Raw genomic sequence first — 22297 nt, forward strand, 5'->3', positions numbered from 1 at the left:
GTTCACCCGAACCAGAGGGCGGCCGAACTAAGCCACTACCACATCGGAATGGTGATCAAGCCAGGACATGTAGTCCGCAAAAGCAGGGCCAAGATCGAAGCGAGCTTTAAATCCGGTGTCCTCCAGCAAACGGTCCATCACCATGGGACTTCGATCCCTGTCCTGGAATAAATCGATGGTGGAATCGGAACCAACTCGGTACCCGAAGGCCTTGAATCGTGTCCTTAAGGCCTCGCACCAGTCTTGCAAATCCCAGCTTTTTGGGCCGCTGAGGTTATAAGCGCCGTGTCGCAGCCTCTCTGCACCCAGCAGCGCGGCAACTGCGCAGCCGACATCGCGGCTATACGCCCAATCGCGGACACAGGCACGCGGCAGCACTACCTCTTCGCCGAGCATAGCCTGTCGCGTAACCTGCCAGATCGGCGATAGCGTGCCGCGAACGCCCGTATCCCTCTCCCATGGCCCAAAAACATAGCCAGGCCGAAGACACACGGCGTCGAAGCCGTACTTCTCGCGCTCCCTTATGACAAGCCTCTCCGCAGCATACTTCGTAATCGCGTAAAGAGAATCAGGAATCGGCACCGGAGTATCTTCGTCCAGCCGTCCCTCGATGAAACTATTGATGCCATACACGCTGGGGCTGGAGATATGAACCATGCGGCGGATATTCATGGCGCGCGCCGCAGCGAGGACATTCACAGTTCCTATGACGTTCACCGAAACAACATCCTGAGGATTATCCCGCTCCTGATGCGGGCCTGGAGTGATAGCTGCTGAGTGCACTACCGCATCGGCGCCTGCCAAAACATCTTCTACCGCTTTGATGTCCCGAATATCGCCAACCCGCATTTCCATTCCCGCGCATCGTCTGTCAAGCTCTGCAAGAGTCGGTGCCGGCAGGGGAGCCACATCGAACAGAGCCACTGAATGACCTTGCCCCAGAAGCTCCTCGACAATATTGATACCTACGAAGCCGGTTGCGCCCGTTACACATACTTTCATACTTATATACGCCTTATTACCGCGGCTAAACGGACTTGAGAAGTTTCAACGAAGGAGGTATCCGCCGTCAACCACGATGTCTTGGCCCATGAGAAAGCCAGGGCTTTCGACCGACAAATATCGTATGACATCTGCGACTTCCTGAGCGTCGCCCAAGCGGGCAATCGGCAGCATGTCGACTTTATCCGAATTCCACGGCGTAGAAGTATCTACATTTCCATGAAATCCGGGAATAGAACCGTCGCCAGCAGCTTCCGTCACAGGTAACAGCCGATCAAGGATGGGTTGTGTGGCGATAGGACCGGGACTGACTGAATTTACGATGATGTTATGCGTACAAAGCTCACTAGCCATGGACTTTGTGAGGTGTATCAATGCAGCCTTGGTGAGGCCATACAGCGTTTGCCGTGGTGACGCGACATGCCCCAGCTGACTTGCCACATGAATAATTCTGCCCCCGCCTTGTTTCTTCATCAGAGGCACCACAGCCTGGCTGGCGAAAAAAGCGGCCGCGATATTGACACCAATCACGTGCTCGAATGTCTCACGGGAAAATTCGCCAAATTGGGCAGGGGCCCGCATGACAGCATTATTGACCAGCACGTCGATACGGCCGAAAAGTTCGGACGCTTTCGCGATCATCGACTCTGGCGATCCGGACTGCCCCAAGTCAAAGGCTGCCGCCTCGACTCGCCCACCGCCGCCCAGAGCTCGGCAAGCATCCGCGGCGCTTTGAAGCTGCTCCTCGGTTCCATCAGCCACTAAAAGCAGTGATGCCCCCTCCCGTGCTAGAGCCTCAGCTGTTGCATATCCTATTCCGTGCGGGGTGGACGCACCGGTTATCACTGCTACTTTACCGTCGAGCCGATTCATAGTTCTCACGCCATAGTCAGTAGGGGCACATAGGATGGACATATTATGTGGATAGGCCAAGCAACACGCCTACCAGGACACGGGCACCATCAGCGAGATCTCGTTCCGTTGCCGATTCCGCCTCATTGTGACTTATCCCATCCTTGCACGGGATAAAAATCATCCCTGTGTCACAAACATAATGCAAGTAGCGCGCATCGTGCCCTGCTTTTGACAGGATATCCATGCAAGAGATGCTTTGATCTTCCGCCGTGCGGCGTATCAAGCTGCGTATGGAATCGGGAAACTCCAGTGATGGCGCCGCGCTAAGTTCTTGAATCGATACGGCGCACCGTTCATATTCGTAGGCGCATAAATCCAGAAGCTGGTCTCCAAGCGATTGCAGCTTGGACGAGTCTGGATGCCGCAAATCAATGGAGAAGACGGCCTCCGCAGGCACGACGGAAGGCGCATTCGGCTTGACGTCAAGCCGTCCGACTGTAAATTTCACGAGGTCTTCATCATCCTCACACAGCGCCTTTATCGCCTGAATCAATTCCACCGCCGCCAACAGGGCGTCCCTTCGCTCAGAACGCGCCGCCGTGCCCGCATGTGCCTCTTCGCCACTCACCGATACTCGAAACGTTCTTTTACCCTGAATGCCCGTGACCACCCCGATTGTGATGCCCTCTCTTTCGAGCACGGGCCCTTGCTCAATATGCGCCTCGATGTAGGCGTGAAGGCGCCGTTCCAGTGGCCACAACGGAATATCCGGAAATTCATTTCGTATTTCTTCCAGGGCCTGGCCGACGCTGATCCCTTGAGCGTCTATAACAGAAAGCACACTATCGAGCGTCCGTGAGCCGCTGAATACGCTCGAACCCATCATCCCGGGAGCAAAGCGAGAGCCCTCCTCATTCATCCAAACAGCAAGCTCAAGACTTCGCTTTGGCACGATGCCTGCTTCGCGTATCGCCTGTATCGCCTCCAGGCCCGCCAGTACGCCATACACGCCATCGAAGCGCCCGCCAGTAGGCTGGCTATCGATGTGCGATCCAGTCACCACCGGTGCCGCTTCGGGATTCGTTCCTTGGAGCCTCATGAAGAGATTGCCAACGACATCAGTTCCCACCGTCAGTCCGAGCAGCTCGGCCCAGGTAACCAACACACGACGCGCCATAGCATCTTCTGTCGAAAGCGCCTGACGATTCACCCCACCCTGGGGCGTGCGCCCATACTGCGCCATTTCCATGTGACGCTCCCAGAGGCGCTGGGCGTTCACAAACTTCGAAACGTCGACCGCCATCATCACGAGGTCTTCATAATCTCGCCGGAGAGCGCCCGCGGATCCCTTGTATCCCACCGTCCAGCCTCCACCGTTGCGATGAACTCTGCCAGAAAGCTATTGAACCGCTCGGGTTCTTCTAGATTAATGGTGTGGCCAGCTTTGGGCAGAACCAACAAGCCGGAGGCGGGAAGGACCTTTTTGAGAAACAAGGCGGGCTGGAGGCAATGATCATCCTCATCGCCTGTGATGATCAACGTTGGAACCGCCATTGCCTTGAGATCATTCTCAAGATCGTATATCGATACTCGCTTTGCCTGTACGCCGCGCATAGTATTCGCACTACCGATGTTGTCGTGCTCGGCAAGCTGTGCCGCAAACTCTTCCCAACCCCGAGGATCCTTGTTTTGATATTGAACACGAGAGCTACCCAAGGAATATGTCTTTGCGAACTCTACGCTCCCCTGTCGTTCAAATCCTTCGGCAACCTCCACGGATACCTTTCGGAAATAATCCTCATATTTCTTCTCCGCCCCATATCCAGCCCCGGCAACCGTCAGCGAAATAGCCCTTTGCGGAGCAACCAATCCCGCATGCAATGTCGCGAACCCTCCCATCGAAAGACCAACAATATGGGCTTTGTCCACTTTGCAAGCATCCATGATTGCGAGCAAATCGTCCACCGCCTGCCGTTGCGAATACGATTCGACATCGGCTGGCACCGCTGAGGGAGCATAACCACGTGCACTATAAGTAATGCAGCGATGCCGCCTCGCAAACTGCCGCATCTGCGGCTCCCAACTGCGGTAATCACCCCCAAACTCATGTACGAATACTATGGGAGTGCCGCTACCCGCCTCCTCATAGTACAGCTTCGTCCCATCGTTCGAAATTGCCCAACCCATATTAACTCCTTTACCAATACGATCATTATTGAACCTGCGTTTGGGTTCGATTCTCATACGAACAAAATCAGCGATTCTGCAGGATCTTGCCTAAAAACTGACGCGTACGCTCATTCTTCGGCTGCTCGAAAAATTCGACCGGATCCGCGATCTCTACTATCTCACCTTTATCCATGAATACAATGCGATCAGCGACCGTGCGGGCGAAACCCATCTCATGTGTTACACATATCATCGTCATGCCATCCTGCGCCAGCTCACCGATAACATCCAGAACTTCATTTATCATCTCGGGATCAAGCGCCGACGTTGGCTCGTCGAACAACATGACTTTGGGACGCATACACAATGACCGCGCAATCGCAACGCGTTGCTGTTGTCCACCAGACAACTGATTCGGGTACTTGTTCACCTGCTCCGGAATCCTGACCCTCTCAAGAAGCCGTGTTGCAAGATCCTCAGCCTCCTCGCGGGGGAGCTTCCTTATCCTCATCGGCGCAAGTATTAGATTCTCGAGAACTGTCAGGTGAGGAAAGAGGTTGAATTGCTGAAAAACCATTCCCACTTCCCGGCGCACCGCGTGCACATTCTTTGCCTTGGCGTTCAACTCGATTCCATCGACGATGATCTGCCCCTGCTGATGTTCTTCAAGTCGATTTATGCATCGAATCAATGTGGACTTGCTTGAGCCGGAGGGTCCGCAAATCACTACGCGCTCCCCCTTGGAGATATCGAGATTTATATCCCGCAGCGCATGAAAGCGGCCATACCATTTGTGTAGATGATGTATTTGTATCATATTGCGTCGCCCAATCCTCTAGCGCCATTAACATGCGGTTGTGCGGATGATAATTTAACCCGCGCCAAGACCTTCAGCCATCTTGCCTTTCTAACGCATGCGACGCTCCGAAATGTTTTTCCAACGCTCGCTGGACAAACCCCCAAGCGGTTGTCATGATCAGATAGAACACAGCAGCAGCGCCAAAAACCTCAAGCACTTGATATTCCTGCTGCATGAGAACTTGGCTTCTGCGCATCAACTCTTCCATGGAAATCACAGACGCGAGGGATGTGGACTTTAGCAGGCTATTGACGGAATTTCCAAGAGGAGGGATCATCAACCGGAAGGCTTGGGGTAGCGTGATTTTTGATACCACCAGCCAAAGTGGCAGCCCTAACGATTCGGCCGCCTCTCTCTGACCGGACGGCACACCCATGAATCCGCTGCGTATGATCTCCGCCATATAGGCCGCCTCGTTCATGATGAGCGCCAATAAGGTCGACTCTACGACACCAAGCTTTATTCCAAGCTGAGGCAAACCCGTAAAAACAACTACCAACTGGACTAGTAATGGAGTGCCGCGAAATATCCAAAGGTAGAATGAGGCAAACAGGGAAAGAGGCTTTGATTTTGCCATCTTCATCGCGGCCAAACACATACCGAGCGCCATGCCGCCCAATGCGGATGTGACAGTCAGTGCGAGGGTGATCAGAGCACCCTGTATCAGAAAGCTATTTCCTAGATACTCTACAAAGCTGCTGAAGTTAAAGAATTGCATGTGTCACAGTTACCGTTCGTTATTTTGCGAAGAGGGTCTGCCAGACATGCGGGCACCCTATCGGATTTTGACTGGAAAGCACGATCCAGCACGATGATAAGGCCGGGACTGGGCCGGACCGTCCGGCCCAAGCCCAAGGTCTCTCATTGGCCGGATCCCGGCATCCTTTGCGCATTCCGGGCGCCTTGTGAAGATGTCGCATCCACCTTCTTCAGTTGCCGGGGCCTGGCCCCCTGATGCCAAAACGATGATCGCTAGGAAGTTGCGTTACGCTGTATTGATCCATCATTTTTGCGTATGTCCCATCCTCTCGCATTTCCGAAAGCACCTTGGCGACAGCTTCAGCAACGCTTTTTTTCCTAAACGAAACCATGATTTGGGTATTGCCCTGCCCGGAAAGTAGCGTCTTGGCGATTCCCCGCCGGACGAATTCCGCACCAGTGTAATCAGCGATCGCCATCGCCTCTACTTGACCCGCCCGAAGCGCGGCGAGGGCTTCACTTGCAGTGGCGAACGAGAAGAAGCGTATCGGCTCCTTGCCTTGAGCGATACTCTCCTTCTCACGCTTTCGCAGCCAATGATCCTGGTAGGAATCCGCCTCCACTGCCAGACTGCGGCCTGCAAGATCTTCGATGGACTCCAGCTTGAGTTCTGAATCGGGCAGGCCGAGGATATTGAAGCCTGCTATCGCGTACGGAACGCAGTACATCGCCTTGGAGCGAGCTTCATTCCAAAAATTTGCTGAGCTGATGCCATCAAATCTGCCCGCTTGCAATGCCGGGAACATGGCAGGCAGATCCATCCGGACGAAACTAGTCTCCAGGCATAGACGCTTGCCTATCTCATACCCCAGCTCGGCACTCATGCCCTTCAAGTTTCCCTCTTTGTCAACGTACTGTAGCGGTGGAAGCGTGGGATTGGTGGCGAAGGAAAATTGCCCCTCGGCCACAAGATCCGCGACAGGGATGGGTGAAACACAATTTTCCGCACTTGCGGAACCAAATGTAAGCGCTAATGCGATCCCAACCGCGGCAGGAAATAGGCATTTCATAGAGACTCCTCCGTTAGTGTTTGTGGTTGTGTACGCAAATTTTGATTCAATGTATACCTATATGTCAAGTCGTTTTCCAAGAACAACTAGAAATCAGAAAAATCCACTATGTTAACAATGACATATATTAGTTATTACTGTGCACATTGATAGCAATCTAGATGTAAGAGGTAGCGCAGCCGTACGGGGAAGTGACACATGAATGGCAGCAAGACAGGGGATTGTAGGTGCTCTTTACCTACCTCACATCTCCTCATTCCACCCTAGCTGTACTTGTCGTTGGTTGCGTGATCCCTAGCACCAGTGTGTTGACTATGTGGAGCTCATCTCCGCGCGAGTTGCACATGGGAGCCTCAACCAACAAGATCTTTTGTGTACAATTCTACTTGTAAAGTATACAATTTCTATTGAACAAAAAACTACACGTATTTTTTGCCTATAGGAGTGGGTTATGACGCGGAGTTTCGAGATGCGGAACCGGTTCTTCGATCAGTTGTGCGAAGACAAGCGACTTATGTGGATGGGCCAGAACACCAACCACTTCGAGCCACATCCTGCAGTCATGGAAGCCATGAATCGCGCGATCAAGGACGGCGACTTTCACATCTATGCCCCGCCCCTTGGCCTGGAGGCCCTTCGGCACGGCATCCTGGAGGATATGAACATCCGATCGGCATCCATCATGATCACTAACGGTGCAGTCGAGGCTTTGTACAATGTGTGCACCCGCTTCAATGAGCCGGGAAAATCCTTCATCACGACAGATCCAAGCTGGGCTTGGCCGATGAATTTTGCAAAGCACAGCGGCGCCGAGGTCATCCAACTACCGATCTATGGTCGCGAGCGGGGATACAAGCTTTCGATAGAGCAGCTTCGGGCCGCGGTCAACGAGAACACACAGATGATCTATCTCGTTGACCCGAACAACCCGCTAGGCACATGCCACACGGCAGACGAAATCAAAGAGATCGCAGACATTGCAAAGTCCGTAGGCGCATATTTGGTGCACGATTCCACCTACTCCGCCTTTGCTGATAAACATACCCCGGCTTATGACTTTTATCCTGAGAAGACTATCGTTATATACAGCTTCTCCAAGTGGCTGGGGTTTGCAGGCATGCGGCTGGGCGCCATTGTCGCTTCCCCCGAAAACATTGAACTGCTGGCCTCCTCCCCACCCAACAACCTAGGTTGCAACATCGTCGCACAACGTGCTGCAATCGCAGCCCTAGAAACGAAAGCCGAATGGTTCCCCGGCATAAAGGCGCGCCTCTCGAGAAACCAAAAAGCCGTATTTGACAGAGTGGCCGCGGTGTCCCAAATGGTGGTGCCCGTATACCCTGCTCAAGCCAATTTTTTAATTATCGAGACGGAGGACGCCGGGATCACGCCTGAAGCGCTCGTGTCGGCGTACAGGAAACAGAACATCATGATTCGGCAAGGGGCATACCATACGCGCCAATTCGGCCACAGGTTCGTCAAGGTTAGTCTCACGGTTCCAGAGGAGTGGGTGGATCAGTTCTGCGACTCCTTGCCCCAAATGATGGACGAGGCAATGGCAGGCAACAGCGCCGCCACGCTGTTCTAAGGGTTCGCTTCCGACTTTGGAAGTACCGCTTCGGTCGCGGAAGCCCGCGGCCGAAGTCAAGTGCAGCCGCGACCGACTCACGTCGAAAATGAAGCGCGGCTATCGCCCAAAGTCGCCATCAAATCGCCCAAAAGGTCGCTATCTAAAGATGTATGCTCCTTTAGCAAGCGGTATGCCAGTTCCCCGTCCCGCTGCACAATAGCCTCAGTGATCCGCCCATGCTCGTCATGCATGCGCATCAGCTCTCCCGCTCGATTCAATTCGTAGAGTCGGTAGGGGGCGAGCCGCTCGTAAAGAGAGCTTGCGTGTGCAATCAGGTAATGGTTGTGCGATCCTTCATAGATAGTCACATGGAAGGCGTTGTTCGCGAGGTGGTAGTTCTCGCGATCTCCTCGGCGCGCATAGAATTCACATGTCTTGTATTTCTCAGTGAGCGTCTCACGTTCTTGATCTGACATCCGGCGAGCTGCAAGGCGGCCAGCCACCCCCTCAAACTCAGCCATCATCTCGAACAGACTGACCATCTCCTGGAGAGAGATTCTCGCAACGGTCGCTCCCTGACGGGGCCGCCATTCTACGAGCCCGCTGGATGCTAATTGCCTCAGCGCTTCTCGCACCGGCGTCCGAGACACATTGAGTCGAGCTGCGATACCAGTCTCGTCCAAGCGAGAGCCCGGCGGATGAGCGCCAGTCACAATTTCTTCCGTAAGCCGTATACGGACAGAGTCGGCCAGTGTTCTACTCTTGTTTTTTTTGCCACGCTGAAAGGGCGGAATCGGGGGCTGTTGTGTGCTGGATGGCGTGCGTGTCATGGTCGAGCTTACCGTGGATTGTGAATTTATGATTTGATTTCCGCGTATGAATACGCCAAAACGGAGGACGACTATGGAAATTCCCATTGACCGCAAGACTACGATCGCTTTCCAGAACGGTCAATCTGGCTGCTCACCACGCCTCTTGCCATGAGAACAATCGACATTCCATTAGTTCTTCATGGTAGCAGGCACGAGCGTACTGACACTCTCGGAGTCGAGGAGAACTCTTACAATGAGGCCGCGCGCGCCTTGCGCAGGCCCGCTGTCGGCACCCCCATGGCCTCCCGGTACTTGGCCACCGTGCGACGCGCAATGGGCACCCCCCGCTCGGCCAGCAATTCCGCGATGCGGCTGTCGGACAACGGCCGCCCCGCCGGCTCGTCGGCGAGAATGTCCTTGATGAGGTCCTGGACCGCCATCGCCGAGGTGTCCGCGCCGTCCCGGGTCTGAACCGCCGTACCGAAGAAACGCTTCATTTCGTAGATCCCCCAGGGGGTCTGGGCGTATTTCTGGCGCGTCGCCCGGGAAATCGTCGACTCGTGCAAGTCGAGCTCGTGGGCGATGTCGCGCAGCACCAGGGGCCGCAGCGCGCGGGGGCCGTCCTCGAGAAAGGCATGCTGGCGCTCGGCGATGGCTTGCGCCACCCGCAGGATCGTCTGTTGGCGCTGGCCCAGGCTGCGGATCAGCGTCCTGGCCTGGCGCACCTGCTCGTGCAGCGCATCCGCCTCGGCGGCCTGCGCCAGGCAATCCACATAGGTCTGGTTGACGCGCAGCCGCGGCGCGAGGGCGGGGTTGATGCTCGCCTGCCAACGGCCCCGCACCCGGTGCAACAGGACATCGGGCACCACATAGTGGATGTCGGCCGCGTCCCAGGCACGGCCCGGGCGCGGCTCCAGGCGCAGGATCAGGGCATGGGCGCGGTCCAGCTGCTCGCGCCCACAGGCCAGTTCGTCGCACAGGCGGCTGAATTTGCCCGCCGCCAACAGGTCCAGGTGCCCCGTAAGGCGGCGTGCACAAGCCAGAATCGCCGGATCCTCCGCGCCGTCGGCCAGGCGGCCGATCTGCAGCGCGAGGCATTCGGCCAGCCCGCGCGCACCCACGCCCGGCGGATCGAAAGACTGCAGCAAGCGCAGGGCGGTGGCGAGTTCATCGGGATCGACGGCCCATTCCTCGGGCAAGGCGCCCGCCAGCTCGTCAAGCGTTCCATCCAGATAGCCGTGCCGGTCCAGCGCGGCGATCAGCGCGAACACCAGATCCCGATCGCGCGCCGTGGCCCGCGTCGCATGTAACTGTTGTAAAAGAAACTCCTCGAGATTCTGCCCGCGCCCGCTTTCCGGGATATCATCGCTGCCTGACTGGGATGCGGGCTGCGACCACCAGCGGTCGAGCTGCTCGGCCTGCGCGGCCGCCTCGTCGGCCGCCTCGACCCGCTCGAGCATGGGATTGTCCTCGAGGGCCTGCGCCAATTCCTGCTCCAGTTCCTGGGACGAGCAGTTCAGCAGGCGAATGGCCTGCTGCAGCTGCGGGGTCAGCGCCAGTTGCTGGTGCTGGCCCAATTCCAGGGACGGGCGCGATTGCATCGTTAAAATACGACCTATGGACTCCGAACAGACACAACACCCCAGCCGCCAGGATCACGCGATATTGCGCACCGCCTCGTTCAAGCTGACGGCGACCCGCAAGATCATCGTTGCAGTCGTGATCGCAGTGGTGGCCCTGATCTGGTATGACTTGCTGAACCGGCTGCTGGCCTTCGGCGACGGCATCGACTATGCGGGCCTGCATGTGATGGGCGCCGAGGCCACCGCGCTGCTGCAGCGATACAACCCGTTCTTCTGGTGGGCGCTGGTGGCATTGTGCACGATCATTATTGCCTATTTTCTGGTTTTGTTCGCACGGTCGTCGATGCGGGCCGCCCGCCTGCGACAGATCGACGAGCATACCTTCGCCCAACTGTCGGACGGCTTGTCGCCTCCGGCCCTGGACGTCCTGCTCTGGGCCTGGCAAGAGCGCGACGAGCCCCTGCGCGTCGGCGACCTGCAGCGCGCCCTGGAGGGCCTGCGCGCCCACCGCGCGGCCAAGCTGCAACGCGCCGCCCGGCAACTGGCCGCCCTGGAACAGGCACGGCGCAGGGACTGACGCGACCCATGCCGGCGTGCAAAACAACAACAGCATCCTTGTCAGCCGCGCCAAAATATGGTTGACTTTCACCTTATGAATTCATCACGCAGCCCTCTCGCCTTCCCGCCGCAAGCTCTTGCGGCAGGGCGTGTACGCCTGGCGGTTCCGCCTCGCGCGCTGCTCTCGTCCCTCCTGCCTGCGCTACTGCTGCTGCTACCGACCGGTTGCCGGGCCTAGCGCCGCGTGGCAGTTCGGCAACCTGTATCCGCCACAGTTCCCGCCTTTTCGCATCCGCGCGCCGGATGCATTCCGCATAGCCAGGTATCGCCATGATCAAGAATCCCTCCGACAAATATGTCCCGTTCCGTCCGTTCGACCGCGATTTCGCCGAGCGCACGTGGCCCAGCCGCCGTATCGCCCAGCCGCCGATCTGGATGAGCACCGACCTGCGCGACGGCAACCAGGCACTGATCGAACCCATGAGCGTAGAGCGCAAGCTGCGTTTCTTCGAGCAGCTCATCAAGATCGGCTTCAAGGAAATCGAGGTCGGCTTTCCCTCCGCCTCGCAGACCGATTTCGATTTCGTGCGCAAGCTGGTCGACGAGAACCGCATCCCCGACGACGTGACGATCATCGCCCTGACGCAGGCCCGCGACGACCTGATCGCCCGCACGGTCGAGGCGGCCGCCGGCGCCCGGCACGCGATCATCCATATGTACAACGCCTGCGCGCCGGCCTTCCGCAAGATCGTCTTCCGCATGAGCCGCGACGAGGTCCGCCAGATCGCGGTCCAGGGCACCCTGACCGTCAAGGCCGCGGTCGCCAAGCACCCCGAGACCCATTGGCGCTATGAATATTCGCCCGAGGTCTTCAGCACCACCGAGCCCGATTTCGCCCTCGAGGTCTGCAACGCCGTAGTCCAGGCCTGGCAGCCCACCGTACAGGACAAGATCATCCTCAACCTGCCCGCCACCATCGAGGCGACCACGCCCAACCTCTATGCCGACCAGATCGAGTGGATGCACACGCACCTGGCCGAGCGCGACAAGATCGTCCTGAGCGTGCACCCGCACAATGACCGCGGCACGGCCGTGGCCGCCGCCGAATTCGCCGTCATGGCCGGCGCCGACCGCATCGAGGGCTGCCTGTTCGGCAACGGCGAGCGCACCGGCAACGTGGATCTGGTGACCCTCGCCCTGAACCTGTACACCCAGGGTGTCGATCCCGGCCTGGATTTCTCGGACATCGACGAGATCCGCCGCTGTGTCGAGTACTGCAACCAGCTGCCCGTGCATCCGCGCCATCCCTACGCAGGCGACCTGGTGTTCACGGCCTTTTCGGGCTCGCACCAGGATGCCATCAAGAAAGGATTCGCCGTCCAGCAGGCCGACGCCGTCTGGGAGGTGCCCTACCTGCCGATCGACCCGGCGGACCTGGGCCGCAGCTACGACGCCGTCATCCGCGTCAACAGCCAGTCCGGCAAGGGCGGCGTGTCGTACCTGCTCGAACAGGAACACGGCCTGGTGCTGCCGCGGCGCCTGCAGATCGAATTCAGCCGCGCCATCCAGCGCGTCACCGACGAGACCGGCCGCGAGGTCACGCCGAAGGACGTCTACGATGTGTTCGCCGCCGAATACCTGGAGCGCGAGGCCCCCTGGAAGCTGGTGCGCCACCGCATCACCGGCAGCCCCAAGACCGACGGCCAGAAGCAGTTCGCCATCGAGGTCGAGGTCCAGGTGAACGGCGAGGTCCGGCACCTCGAGGGCCAGGGCGACGGCGCGATCTCGGCCTTCGTGCATGCCCTGGGCATGGAAGCCCGCATCATGGACTACCAGGAGCACGCCATCGGCACCGGCACCGACACGCGCGCCGCCTCATACGTCGAGATGCGCATCGATGATGCGCCCACCGGCTTCGGCGTGGGGATCCACGAGGACATCGTGACGTCCTCTTTCCTGGCGATCCTCAGCGCCGTCAACCGCCACGCGGCGATCCAGGGCCAGGCGGCCGCCCGCGAAAACGTCGCGGCCTGAGCGCGCGGCGGGCAGTCCGCCCGCCGCGCCTCGATGAAACGCTAGGGCCTGTTCACACTAATTAGGGAGATCGCCTTAATTAGTGTGAACAGGCCCTCATCGACGCTGGCCAGCCCCGGCACGCTGACTGCGGTGCGGGGCTTTACCTTTACCATTTGGGGGCGGGTTCCCAGGTCACGTCCTCGCCCTTTTCGCGGGCCAGGCGCAGCATGGCCAGCAGGGGCCAGGCCCGTCGGCCCAGGCTGACGAACTGCTCGATCGGGTGCTCGGTCGCGTCGTCGTGATCGCCCTCGGCGTGTTCCTTGGGCTCTGGGTTGGCGGCAATCGCCGATTCGATGCCGGCGATCGCGGCATCGAGCTGTGCCCGCGTGATCACGCCGCGCTCGGGCAACCCGGGTTCGTCGAAGGTCTTGCCGGCGGCCTGCAGGATCGGCCGGGCATGCTTGGCGAACATCAGGACCTCGGCGGCAGACTTGGAGTGGAATAGGACGAGCATGGTCGGATTCCCGCGATGGACACGTTGATACACTAACGCAACTTCCCCATGCTGCCAAGCGGGAGAATGGCCGGCTTCCACCGGAGAACCGCCATGCCCGTCCAGCCCGCGCGCCGCGCACAACCACTGTCCCTGATACTCGTCGCCTGGTTCCTGGCCGGGGGTACGCCCGCCGGCGCCCAGGGCATGTGCCACGCCCCGGCGCAGGGCCTGCCCTGCGGATCGACACAGACCTCGCCGCCTCTCGAGCCCGGCCTCAACCTGGGGATCGGCAATCCGGTCCATGCCGCCACGGGCCGCAAGACGCTGCACGACATCGACCTGCCGGCCCCGCACGATGGACGCTACCCCGCCCTGGCACGCATCCATCGGCCCGGCGACGCATCGCCCGGCCCGTGGGGCGCCGGCTGGCACAGCGAGTACGATCTGCGGCTGACGGTGCGCGGCAAGGGATGGCGTCTCATCCGGGCCGACGGCACGCCGCTGCGCTTCGGCGCCGACGGCCGCGCGGCCGAACCCGCCATGGGGCGAATCGAGGTCTCGGCGGCCGGACACCTTTGGCGCTGGCCGGACGGCACGACGCTGGCCTTCGATGCCGCGGGCCGGCTCTCGGTCTTGCGATCAATCGGGCGGGCGCCGATTCGCATCGTCCGCCACGCAGACGGGCGGCTGGCCGGCGCCATCGACCGGATCGCACAAGGCGGCGCCAGCCTGCGCTTCCACTACGACGCCAGCGCCACACCGCCCCGGGTCACACACATCGACACGCCCGCCGGCCGCCTGGCGTACCGGTACGGCACAGACCCTGAGGGCGGCGCGCGGCTGCTGGCCGTCATCCGCCCGGACGGCATGCAACGCCGCTACCTGTACGAGGCTGAACGGCAATCGGGCCATGCGCACGCCATCACCGGCATCGAACTGGCCGATCGCCACGGACGGACCGTGCGTGTGCGGACCTGGGCCTACGATGCCGCCGGGCGCGTCGCACAAGCCATCCCAGGCCCGCCCGGCCAGACGCACGGACGCCTGCGCATCCTGTACCCCGACCAGACCGGCGAGGCCGGCCTCACACGGGTCCTGGGCGCGCAGGGATCACGCACCGACCTGCGCCATGCGATCAAGGGGGGGCGCCACGTCCTGCGGGCGGTGCACGGCGACGGTTGCCCGGGCTGCGCACCCCCCGGCCTGCGGGCCGAGTACGACCCTGGGGGCCGGATCGCAGCGCTGGACGGCCTGCGCCTGGACCGCGACGCCGGGGGCCGGATCGTCCGCATGACTCCCGCAGCGCCGGGGTGGCCCGGCCTGGTCCTCGAAAACCGCCCCGGCGGGCGCGGCTACGCCTGGCACAGCGCGCTCACCGGCGCCACCCGCATCCACCACGCCGCCGGCGGCCCTCCCACGCGCATCGAGCACGCGAACGGCGACCGGCTGGACATCGTCACCGACCGGGCGGTCCGGCCCGTCGCCCTGGAGGCTCGCCGCGGCAACGACAGCGTTCGGATCACGCTGGACTGGCGCGGCCCGTTTCCTGCCCGCATCCACCACCCTGCCGAAACGGAATCCCTGCGCCATGACGGCCGAGGCCGGGTGGTCGAGCGTCGAGTGCGCCGCACGCACCCCGCGGGCGAACTGCGCTACGCGGAATCCTTCGCCTACGATGGGCGCGGGCGCCTCGTGCGTCACGGACTGCCCGAAGGGGGCGCCCTGCACTACGCCTGGGCGGTCGGCGCACGGCTCTCGGGCATCGTCTGGGAAACACCGGGCGGAGAGCGCCGCACCGTCATCGAAACGGTGGCGGATCAGCCGGGATATCGCTACGGCAACGGCCTGCACCTGGTCAGCCACGCCGGGCCGGACGGGCGGGCCGACACCCTGCTGCTGCGCGACGGCGACGAGATCCGGTGGCTTTCCCGCCGCCGGCATGCGCCATCCGGCCTGGTGCGCCACAGCCTCGAGGACGTGCCCGAGGCCGGCTATGGCGCCACGCGTCGCTACGCCTACGATGCACAGGGCCGGTTGACGGGTCTGCGCGAGCGCCTGCGCTTGGATGGCGAATCCGGCAAGGCGCGCGAATCCTGGCTGGCGTGGCACGGCGATGGCGCCCTCCTGGCCGATGTCCGCCGCAGTCCGGACGCGGGCGCCGGGCGGACGCAGGCGATCCAGCGCGACGCCTCGGGCCTGCCCACGCGCGTCGGCCCATTGGACCTGCGCTACGGCCCCCAGCGCCGCCTCGCTCGCGTCGAACGCGCGGGCCGCATCCTGGCCGAATACGCCCACAACGGCCGCGGCCAGCAGATCCGGCGCACAGGACCCGGGGGCGACACCGAGCTCTATTACCTCGACAACCGCGTGGCGGCCGTTTGGCATCGTCCCGCCACGGCCCCGGACAAGGTCCGGCCGCCGGTTTTTGGCGTCAGCCAGCGGTTCATTTACGCGCATGAGGCGCCGGTCGGACTCATCCAGACCGGCGCCGACGGCATTCCCAGACTGTATGCGGTTCATGCCGACCTGCTGGGCGCGCCCCGCCTGGTGACCGACGCGGACCGCCGCCTGCGCTGGCTGGCGGATATGGACGCCGGCGGCCGCGCCACCCGGCTGGCGGGGGACTTGACCCTGGACCTGCGCCTGCCCGGCCAGTTCCATGACCCGGCCACCGGCTGGCACGACAACATCTTTCGCAGTTACCTGCCCGAGGCCATGCACTACCTCGAACCCGATCCCCTCGGCCCGGTGCCGGGCCAGCAGGCGCTGGGCTACGCCGGCCAGCAGCCCATGCGCCACGTCGATCCGCTGGGCCTGTTGCTGATGGCGTTCGACGGCACCCGCAACGATCGCGTCACGGGCAGCAACGTCTGGAAGCTGTCGCAACGCTACGCCGACGGGCCGGTGCATTACCATGCCGGACCGGGCAACGAGGCCTACCTCGATTGGGACGCCGTCACGGCGGCCAGCGCCGGCCAGATCGTCAGGAACCAATGGCAGTCGCTGCTCAATACCCTGGCACAGGCGCAGCGCACGCGGCAACCCGTCCCCATCGACATCCTCGGCTACTCGCGCGGCGCCGCCCTGGCCCGGCATTTCGCCAATCGGATCGCCGCGCACACCCAGGACGGCTGGTTCTCGATCGACGACCCCCTGCGCGGCACGATCGGCCTGTGCATCGACCTGCGCTTCATGGGCCTGTTCGACTCGGTGGCCCAGTTCGGCCTGCTGGGCGCGCAGAACGCCGGCTACGAGTTGGGCATCGCCCAGGCCTGGCAATGGGTGGCCCACGCCGTGGCCCTGCATGAATACCGGATGATGTTTCCCCTGCTGTCGGCTGACGGCGCCGGCCATCCCAACACCGTCGAGGCGCCGTTCATCGGGGCGCACGCCGACATCGGCGGCGGCATGCGCCTGGACCATGCGGGCAATCCCGTGCCCGACGGCGACCTCTCCGACGTGGCGCTGAACTGGATCCTGTGGCAGGCGCGCGCGGCACTGGTGCCCTTCGCCGACCTGGCGCCCGCGGACCGGCAGGTCACCGAGGCGCTGCTGCATGACGAGCGCCTGGCATGGCAGCGCACGCTCTCGGACGGCGACCGCGCCATCCAGGACAGCCGCGGCACGGTGGCCCTGATGGCCCAGGGCCGCCACGCGCACCTGGGCGATGCCCGCCGCCGCGAGCTCGAGGCCACCATCCGGCGGCTGGACGGCTGGCGCACCACGGACGGCAACGTCGTCGGCGAGGTCGACATGCAAGGCTACGAACAGTGGCTGGAGGCCGCGCTGGGCTTGCGGATGTAGGCGCGCATCGCACACGTCCCCGCTGAAATCAAGCTATCATTGATGATGGCCCGAGGGCCCATCCCGACGGAACCGGCCCCACCCGGGCCCGGGTTCCCGCATCCCGGAACCAGTCTGCAATCCATGCTACCAGAGCAACACGTCCGGCTCACCGCCATCATCCAGTCCGCGCTTGGCCACATCATTCCCGGGGCCGAGCCCGACATCACGCTTGAACGACCCAAGGTCGCCGCCCATGGCGACGTGGCCTGCAACGTCGCCATGCAGGCCGCCCGCGCGGCGCGGCGCAACCCGCGCGAACTGGCGCAGGACCTGGTGACCCGCATCCTGGCCGACGAACGCGCCGCCGGCCTGATCGGCCAGGCCGAGGTGGCCGGCCCGGGCTTCATCAACTTCCGTCTGGCGGCGGCCGCGCACCAGGCCGTGCTCGAGACCATCCGCACCCAAGGTGCGCGCTATGGCCACCGGGCGCCGACCGGCGAGAAAATCATGGTCGAGTTCGTCTCGGCCAATCCCACCGGGCCGCTGCACGTCGGCCATGCGCGCCAGGCCGCACTGGGCGATTCGATCTGCCGGCTGTTCGCCACGCAGGGGGCCGACGTCACCCGCGAGTTCTACTACAACGACGCCGGCAACCAGATCCACAACCTGGCGATCAGCGTCCAGGCGCGCGCACGCGGCATCGCGCCCGATGCGCCCGGATTCCCCACGGACGGCTACAAGGGCGACTACATCCAGGACATCGCGCGCGACTATGCCGCCGGCGCCACGCTGCAGGCGGCCGACGGCGAGCCCGTCCGGGCGGCCGGCGACCTGGACGATCTCGAGGCCATCCGCCGCTTTGCCGTGGCCTACCTGCGCCGCGAGCAGGACCTCGACCTGCAGGCCTTCGACCTGCGTTTCGACAACTACTATCTGGAGAGCTCCCTCTACACCAGCGGCCGGGTCGAACGCACGGTCCAGGCACTGGTCGAGGCCGGCCATACCTACGAGCAGGACGGCGCGCTGTGGCTGCGCACCACCGAACTGGGCACCGGTGACGACAAGGACCGCGTCATGCGCAAGTCCGAGGGCGGCTATACGTATTTCGTGCCGGACGTGGCCTATCACGTATCCAAATGGGAGCGCGGCTTCCATCGGGCCATCAACATCCAGGGCACCGACCATCACGGCACCATCGCGCGCGTGCGGGCCGGGCTGCAAGGCCTGGGATTGGGCATCCCCAAGGACTACCCCGCCTATGTGCTGCACAAGATGGTCCGCGTCATGCGCGAGGGCGCCGAGGTCAAGATCTCGAAGCGCGCCGGCAGCTACGTCACCCTGCGCGATCTGATCGACTGGGTGGGGCGCGACGCGGTGCGTTTCTTCCTGGCCCAGCGGCGCGCCGACTCCGAGTTCGTGTTCGACGTGGACCTCGCGCTGTCGCGCAGCGAGGAAAACCCCGTCTACTATATCCAGTACGCCCACGCGCGCATCCATTCGCTGCTGGGCCAGCACGCCGAACTCGCGGCAGGCCTCGACGAAGCCGATCCCGCCGCATTGACGGCGCCCACGGAAATCAAGCTGCTGCAGCGACTGGCCGAATACCCCGCCACCCTGACGCAGGCGGCCCAGGAACTGGCGCCGCACCAACTGGCATTCTGGCTGCGCGACTGCGCGGCGGACTTTCACGCCTGGTACAACGCCGAGCGCGTCCTGGTCGACGACGTGCCGCTGCGCGCCGCCCGGCTGCGGCTGGCCAAGGCCACCGCCCGGGTCATCGCCAACGGCCTCGACCTGCTCGGCGTTTCCGCTCCTGAAAGGATGTGACCCCCGATGGCGACCCGCAAACGCAAAACGTCCTCACGCTCCGGCGGCGCATGGCTCGGCCTGATCATCGGCATGGTGCTGGGCGTCGGGGCCGCCGTCGCGGTGGCGCTGTTCGTCACCCAGGTGCCCATGCCCTTCATGGACAAGGCCAGCCGCAGCACGCCCTCGACCCTGCTGCCCGATGTGCCCAATGCGCCCGATCCCAATATCGGCCTGTACGGCAAAGACGGCCCGGCGGGCACCCGCAGCCTCGAGCAAGGCGGCGGCACGAACAACCCACCGGCGCCCGCGCCGGCCGAGGGCGGCAACCCGCTTGCCGACGACATCGGCAAACTCATCGCCGGCCTGACCAATCCCCAGCCCAAGCCCCCGGAGGCGCCGCCGGCGCCGGCCCAGCCGCCGGTGCAGGCCCCGCCCGCCGCAGCGGCGCCCGCAGCGACCGCGCAGCCGGCCCCGGGCACGCAAACCATCTATTATTTGCAGACGGGCGCGTTCCGCTCCAAGGACGATGCCGAGGCGATGCGCGCGCGCGTCCTGCTGCTGGGGCTGCCGGTGCGCATCGAGCAGGCGCAGTCCAACGGCAGCACCATCAACCGCGTCCGCGTGGGTCCCTTCAAGGGGATCGACGAGATGAATCGCGCGCGCACCCGGCTGGGCAATGAAAAGATCGAATCCTCGGTCGTCCGGCCCTGAGCCGGCGCCACCCCCGACCTTCGCACCACGGAGCCACTGATGAAGTCCTTTTTTTCCCGCATCGCCCTGGGCCTGGCCCTGGGGCTGTCCCTGGCCGCCGCGCCCATCGCGCAGGCCGCCCCCTACGATGTCGTGGACCCCGTCCAGCCCTCGGACACCCCGGGCAAGATCGAGGTCCTGGAGTTCTTCGCCTATACCTGCCCGCACTGCAAGTCGATCGAGCCGCTGGTGGAAAAATGGACGCCCACGCTGCCGGACGGGGTCGTCTTCAAGCCGGTGCCCGTGGCTTTCAATGCCAGCATGCAGGACCTGCAGAAGCTCTACTACACGCTCGAGGCCCTGGATCGCCTGGACTTGCACGCCGCCGTGTTCCACGCCATCCACGACCAGCACGAACGCCTGTTCAAGGCCGACGCCATCATCGACTGGGCGGCCGCGCAAGGCCTGGATCGCCAGGCCTTCATCGACACGTTCAATTCCTTTGGCGTCAAGACCCGGGTGATGCGCGCCGACGAACTGGCCAAGGCCTACCATATCGACGGCACCCCCTCGTTCGCGATCGGCGGCCGCTACGTGACCTCGCCGTCGCATACGGGCACCTACCAGGGCGCCATCGACGAGGCCGACAAGCTGGTCAAGCAGATCCTGGCTAACGGGGAATAAGGCCCCCACGCTGCGCCTTCGGCTTGCTGCCCCCCGAGGGGGCGCTTTTTCCTTGGGGCGGCCCGGCGGAAAAAGAAGGCCCCCGCGCTGCGCCTTCGGCTTGCTGTCCACCTCGCCGCTTGCATGCGGCTCGGATTCGCCAGGCATGGACTGGTCCGCAGGGACCATCCCATGTCCGGGCTCATCCCCCGAGGGGGCGCTTTTTCCTTGGGGCGGCCCGGCGGAAAAAGAAGGCCCCCACGCTGCGCCTTCGGCTTGCTGTCCACCTCGCCGCTTGCATGCGGCTCGGATTCGCCAGGCATGGACTGGTCCGCAGGGACCATCCCATGTCCGGGCTCATCCCCCGAGGGGGCGCTTTTCCCTTGGGGCGGCCCGGCGGAAAAAGAAGGCCTCCGCGCTGCGTCAGGCCAGGGCGTGTACGAAAGCCTGGTCCAGGTCGGCGATCAGGTCGCGCGGGTCTTCCAGACCGATATGCAGGCGCAGGACGCTGCCGGCGCGCATGCGCGCATCGGCGTGTTCGTCCCAATAGCCGTGGGTGTCCAGGGCGCCGGACTCGACCTGGGTGATCAGGCTTTCGTAGCCGCCCCAGGAATAGCCGATGCCGAACAGGCGCAAGGCGTCGATCAGGCGCCGGGCGCCGGCCCGGTCGAGGTCCACCGCCACCGACAGCATGCCGTTCGACCCCAGCGCATCCCGGCGCCACAACATGTGGCCCGGGTCGTCGGGCCACGCGGGATGGAACAGGCGCGAGACCTCGGGCCGCGCCGCCAGCCAGCGGCAGACCTCGAGCGCGTGCTCGGCCGACTGGCGCATGCGCAGGCCCAGCGTGCGCGCCCCGCGCAGGGCCAGCCAGGCGTCGTCCGCGCTGACGGTGCTGCCCAGGGCATAGTGGGTGTCGCCCAGCCGGCGGTTCAGCGTCTCGTCGCGCGCCACGGCAGCGCCCAGCATCAGGTCGGAATGGCCGCCGACGTACTTGGTGACGGCGACGACCGAGACGTCCGCACCCAGTGCCAGCGGTTGATAGACATACCCCGATCCCCAGGTATTGTCGGCCACCACCACCAGGCCCCGGTCGTGAGCCCAGCGCGCGAGTTCCGGCAGGTCCAGCATCTCCATCAATAGCGAGCCCGGCGACTCCAGATACAGCACCCGGGTTTCCGGCCGCAGCGCGGCCTGCAGGGCGGCGACCGTGGGACGCACGAAATCCATGCCCACGCCCATGCGCGACAGGACGGTCTTGTGCAGGAAGCGCACCGGCCCATAGACGCAGTCGGCCGCCAGGACATCGTCGCCCTGGCCGACCAGCGCCATCAAGGCCATGCTGATCGCCGCCATGCCGGACGGCGCCAGGAAGGCCCTGGAGCCCCCCTCGAGCCGGCACAGCAAGGTCTCGAGCGATTCGTGCGTCTGCAGGCCCACGCGCCCATAGGTCGGTACGCGCTCGCCGCGCGCCTTGGCGGCCTGCGCCCGGTCCAGGGCGTCCATGTCGGCAAAGCGCACGGTGCTGGTGCGCATGGACGGCATGGCCACCGGGCCGCTGCCGGTGGCTGGATCCAGCGGCGCCTGGCCGGTATGCTGCAGCAGGGTATCGATGCGGACGTCGGGCGGTACGGGCATGGCGGGCCTGGAATCGTTCGGA

18 protein-coding genes and 1 pseudogene are annotated in these 22297 nt (G+C 63.0%); 7 read left to right on the plus strand and 12 right to left on the minus strand.

Features of this window, described 5'->3' with window-relative positions; translation table 11 throughout:
- Positions 1-27 precede the first annotated feature (27 nt).
- The 7 genes from OOZ48_RS13155 to OOZ48_RS13185 form a co-directional block, all read right to left on the minus strand.
- On the minus strand, positions 28-1002 hold the full coding sequence (locus tag OOZ48_RS13155) for an NAD-dependent epimerase/dehydratase family protein (RefSeq protein WP_269499041.1): 975 nt from the start codon (positions 1000-1002) through the stop codon (positions 28-30).
- 45 nt (positions 1003-1047) lie between these two features.
- Positions 1048-1875, minus strand: a complete 828-nt coding sequence (locus tag OOZ48_RS13160; RefSeq protein WP_269499043.1) for an SDR family NAD(P)-dependent oxidoreductase — start codon at positions 1873-1875, stop codon at positions 1048-1050.
- A gap of 43 nt (positions 1876-1918) precedes the next feature.
- The gene (locus OOZ48_RS13165; protein WP_269499045.1) at positions 1919-3163 is read right to left on the minus strand and encodes a M20 family metallo-hydrolase; all 1245 of its coding nucleotides are present in this window, start codon (positions 3161-3163) and stop codon (positions 1919-1921) included.
- Entirely contained in the window at positions 3163-4044 is an 882-nt protein-coding gene (locus OOZ48_RS13170) for an alpha/beta fold hydrolase (protein WP_269499151.1), read from the minus strand. The genes OOZ48_RS13165 and OOZ48_RS13170 overlap by 1 nt, the downstream gene beginning before the upstream one ends.
- A gap of 67 nt (positions 4045-4111) precedes the next feature.
- Positions 4112-4843 (minus strand): amino acid ABC transporter ATP-binding protein, encoded by a 732-nt coding sequence (locus tag OOZ48_RS13175; RefSeq protein ID WP_269499046.1) that lies wholly within the window; start codon positions 4841-4843, stop codon positions 4112-4114.
- 73 nt (positions 4844-4916) lie between these two features.
- The gene (locus tag OOZ48_RS13180) at positions 4917-5603 is read right to left on the minus strand and encodes an amino acid ABC transporter permease (RefSeq protein ID WP_269499048.1); all 687 of its coding nucleotides are present in this window, start codon (positions 5601-5603) and stop codon (positions 4917-4919) included.
- A gap of 211 nt (positions 5604-5814) precedes the next feature.
- The gene (locus OOZ48_RS13185) at positions 5815-6654 is read right to left on the minus strand and encodes a transporter substrate-binding domain-containing protein (RefSeq protein ID WP_269499051.1); all 840 of its coding nucleotides are present in this window, start codon (positions 6652-6654) and stop codon (positions 5815-5817) included.
- A 451-nt stretch (positions 6655-7105) separates the two neighbouring features.
- Here OOZ48_RS13185 and OOZ48_RS13190 point away from each other — a divergent pair, with 451 nt between their 5' ends.
- The gene (locus tag OOZ48_RS13190; protein ID WP_269499053.1) at positions 7106-8242 is read left to right on the plus strand and encodes a pyridoxal phosphate-dependent aminotransferase; all 1137 of its coding nucleotides are present in this window, start codon (positions 7106-7108) and stop codon (positions 8240-8242) included.
- A gap of 77 nt (positions 8243-8319) precedes the next feature.
- Here the strand turns inward: OOZ48_RS13190 and OOZ48_RS13195 are convergent, their stop codons facing one another.
- From OOZ48_RS13195 to rpoN, 3 genes and pseudogenes are all read right to left on the minus strand, one after another.
- On the minus strand, positions 8320-8766 hold the full coding sequence (locus OOZ48_RS13195; protein ID WP_269499054.1) for a GntR family transcriptional regulator: 447 nt from the start codon (positions 8764-8766) through the stop codon (positions 8320-8322).
- A 33-nt stretch (positions 8767-8799) separates the two neighbouring features.
- Positions 8800-9141: pseudogene (locus OOZ48_RS18560) on the minus strand (GntR family transcriptional regulator); the annotation flags it as partial.
- A 143-nt stretch (positions 9142-9284) separates the two neighbouring features.
- Positions 9285-10637, minus strand: coding sequence for an RNA polymerase factor sigma-54 (gene rpoN / locus OOZ48_RS13200; protein WP_269499056.1), 1353 nt, complete (start codon positions 10635-10637; stop codon positions 9285-9287).
- Between the two features lie 16 nt (positions 10638-10653).
- On the opposite strand from rpoN, the gene OOZ48_RS13205 reads away from it, so the two are divergent.
- On the plus strand, positions 10654-11196 hold the full coding sequence (locus OOZ48_RS13205; protein WP_269499058.1) for a hypothetical protein: 543 nt from the start codon (positions 10654-10656) through the stop codon (positions 11194-11196).
- Positions 11197-11507: 311 nt separating this feature from the next.
- A complete protein-coding gene (leuA, locus tag OOZ48_RS13210; protein ID WP_269499059.1) occupies positions 11508-13211 on the plus strand; it encodes a 2-isopropylmalate synthase in 1704 nt (567 codons plus the stop codon).
- Between the two features lie 148 nt (positions 13212-13359).
- Here leuA and OOZ48_RS13215 read toward each other — a convergent pair whose 3' ends face one another.
- Entirely contained in the window at positions 13360-13707 is a 348-nt protein-coding gene (locus tag OOZ48_RS13215; RefSeq protein ID WP_269499060.1) for a DUF1840 domain-containing protein, read from the minus strand.
- A 93-nt stretch (positions 13708-13800) separates the two neighbouring features.
- Between OOZ48_RS13215 and OOZ48_RS13220 the strand changes: the two genes are divergently transcribed.
- From OOZ48_RS13220 to OOZ48_RS13235, 4 genes are all read left to right on the plus strand, one after another.
- On the plus strand, positions 13801-17493 hold the full coding sequence (locus OOZ48_RS13220; RefSeq protein ID WP_269499062.1) for a phospholipase effector Tle1 domain-containing protein: 3693 nt from the start codon (positions 13801-13803) through the stop codon (positions 17491-17493).
- Between the two features lie 123 nt (positions 17494-17616).
- Entirely contained in the window at positions 17617-19302 is a 1686-nt protein-coding gene (gene argS / locus OOZ48_RS13225; RefSeq protein WP_269499065.1) for an arginine--tRNA ligase, read from the plus strand.
- A 6-nt stretch (positions 19303-19308) separates the two neighbouring features.
- Entirely contained in the window at positions 19309-19995 is a 687-nt protein-coding gene (locus OOZ48_RS13230; protein ID WP_269499067.1) for an SPOR domain-containing protein, read from the plus strand.
- A gap of 36 nt (positions 19996-20031) precedes the next feature.
- Positions 20032-20658 carry a thiol:disulfide interchange protein DsbA/DsbL gene (locus OOZ48_RS13235; RefSeq protein WP_442867591.1) on the plus strand — a complete coding sequence of 209 codons (627 nt, stop codon included), beginning with the start codon at positions 20032-20034 and terminating at the stop codon, positions 20656-20658.
- Positions 20659-21060: 402 nt separating this feature from the next.
- Here OOZ48_RS13235 and OOZ48_RS13240 read toward each other — a convergent pair whose 3' ends face one another.
- Entirely contained in the window at positions 21061-22275 is a 1215-nt protein-coding gene (locus OOZ48_RS13240) for a trans-sulfuration enzyme family protein (protein WP_269499070.1), read from the minus strand.
- Positions 22276-22297 lie beyond the last annotated feature (22 nt).

The sequence above is a fragment of the Castellaniella sp. S9 genome (genome assembly GCF_027257175.1).
Classification (GTDB): Bacteria; Pseudomonadota; Gammaproteobacteria; order Burkholderiales; family Burkholderiaceae_B; genus Castellaniella.

What these genes read in the sequence shown, in the direction of transcription:
- OOZ48_RS13215 (WP_269499060.1), bottom strand. Translation starts at nt 13,707, where the DNA reads ATGCTCGTCCTATTCCACTCCAAGTCTGCCGCCGAGGTCCTGATGTTC.
- OOZ48_RS13170 (WP_269499151.1), bottom strand. Translation starts at nt 4,044, where the DNA reads ATGGGTTGGGCAATTTCGAACGATGGGACGAAGCTGTACTATGAGGAG.
- OOZ48_RS13230 (WP_269499067.1), top strand. Translation starts at nt 19,309, where the DNA reads ATGGCGACCCGCAAACGCAAAACGTCCTCACGCTCCGGCGGCGCATGG.
- OOZ48_RS13175 (WP_269499046.1), bottom strand. Translation starts at nt 4,843, where the DNA reads ATGATACAAATACATCATCTACACAAATGGTATGGCCGCTTTCATGCG.
- OOZ48_RS13195 (WP_269499054.1), bottom strand. Translation starts at nt 8,766, where the DNA reads ATGGTCAGTCTGTTCGAGATGATGGCTGAGTTTGAGGGGGTGGCTGGC.
- rpoN (WP_269499056.1), bottom strand. Translation starts at nt 10,637, where the DNA reads ATGCAATCGCGCCCGTCCCTGGAATTGGGCCAGCACCAGCAACTGGCG.
- OOZ48_RS13240 (WP_269499070.1), bottom strand. Translation starts at nt 22,275, where the DNA reads ATGCCCGTACCGCCCGACGTCCGCATCGATACCCTGCTGCAGCATACC.
- OOZ48_RS13220 (WP_269499062.1), top strand. Translation starts at nt 13,801, where the DNA reads ATGCCCGTCCAGCCCGCGCGCCGCGCACAACCACTGTCCCTGATACTC.
- OOZ48_RS13180 (WP_269499048.1), bottom strand. Translation starts at nt 5,603, where the DNA reads ATGCAATTCTTTAACTTCAGCAGCTTTGTAGAGTATCTAGGAAATAGC.
- OOZ48_RS13185 (WP_269499051.1), bottom strand. Translation starts at nt 6,654, where the DNA reads ATGAAATGCCTATTTCCTGCCGCGGTTGGGATCGCATTAGCGCTTACA.
- argS (WP_269499065.1), top strand. Translation starts at nt 17,617, where the DNA reads ATGCTACCAGAGCAACACGTCCGGCTCACCGCCATCATCCAGTCCGCG.
- OOZ48_RS13165 (WP_269499045.1), bottom strand. Translation starts at nt 3,163, where the DNA reads ATGATGGCGGTCGACGTTTCGAAGTTTGTGAACGCCCAGCGCCTCTGG.
- OOZ48_RS13155 (WP_269499041.1), bottom strand. Translation starts at nt 1,002, where the DNA reads ATGAAAGTATGTGTAACGGGCGCAACCGGCTTCGTAGGTATCAATATT.
- OOZ48_RS13190 (WP_269499053.1), top strand. Translation starts at nt 7,106, where the DNA reads ATGACGCGGAGTTTCGAGATGCGGAACCGGTTCTTCGATCAGTTGTGC.
- OOZ48_RS13160 (WP_269499043.1), bottom strand. Translation starts at nt 1,875, where the DNA reads ATGAATCGGCTCGACGGTAAAGTAGCAGTGATAACCGGTGCGTCCACC.
- OOZ48_RS13205 (WP_269499058.1), top strand. Translation starts at nt 10,654, where the DNA reads ATGGACTCCGAACAGACACAACACCCCAGCCGCCAGGATCACGCGATA.
- leuA (WP_269499059.1), top strand. Translation starts at nt 11,508, where the DNA reads ATGATCAAGAATCCCTCCGACAAATATGTCCCGTTCCGTCCGTTCGAC.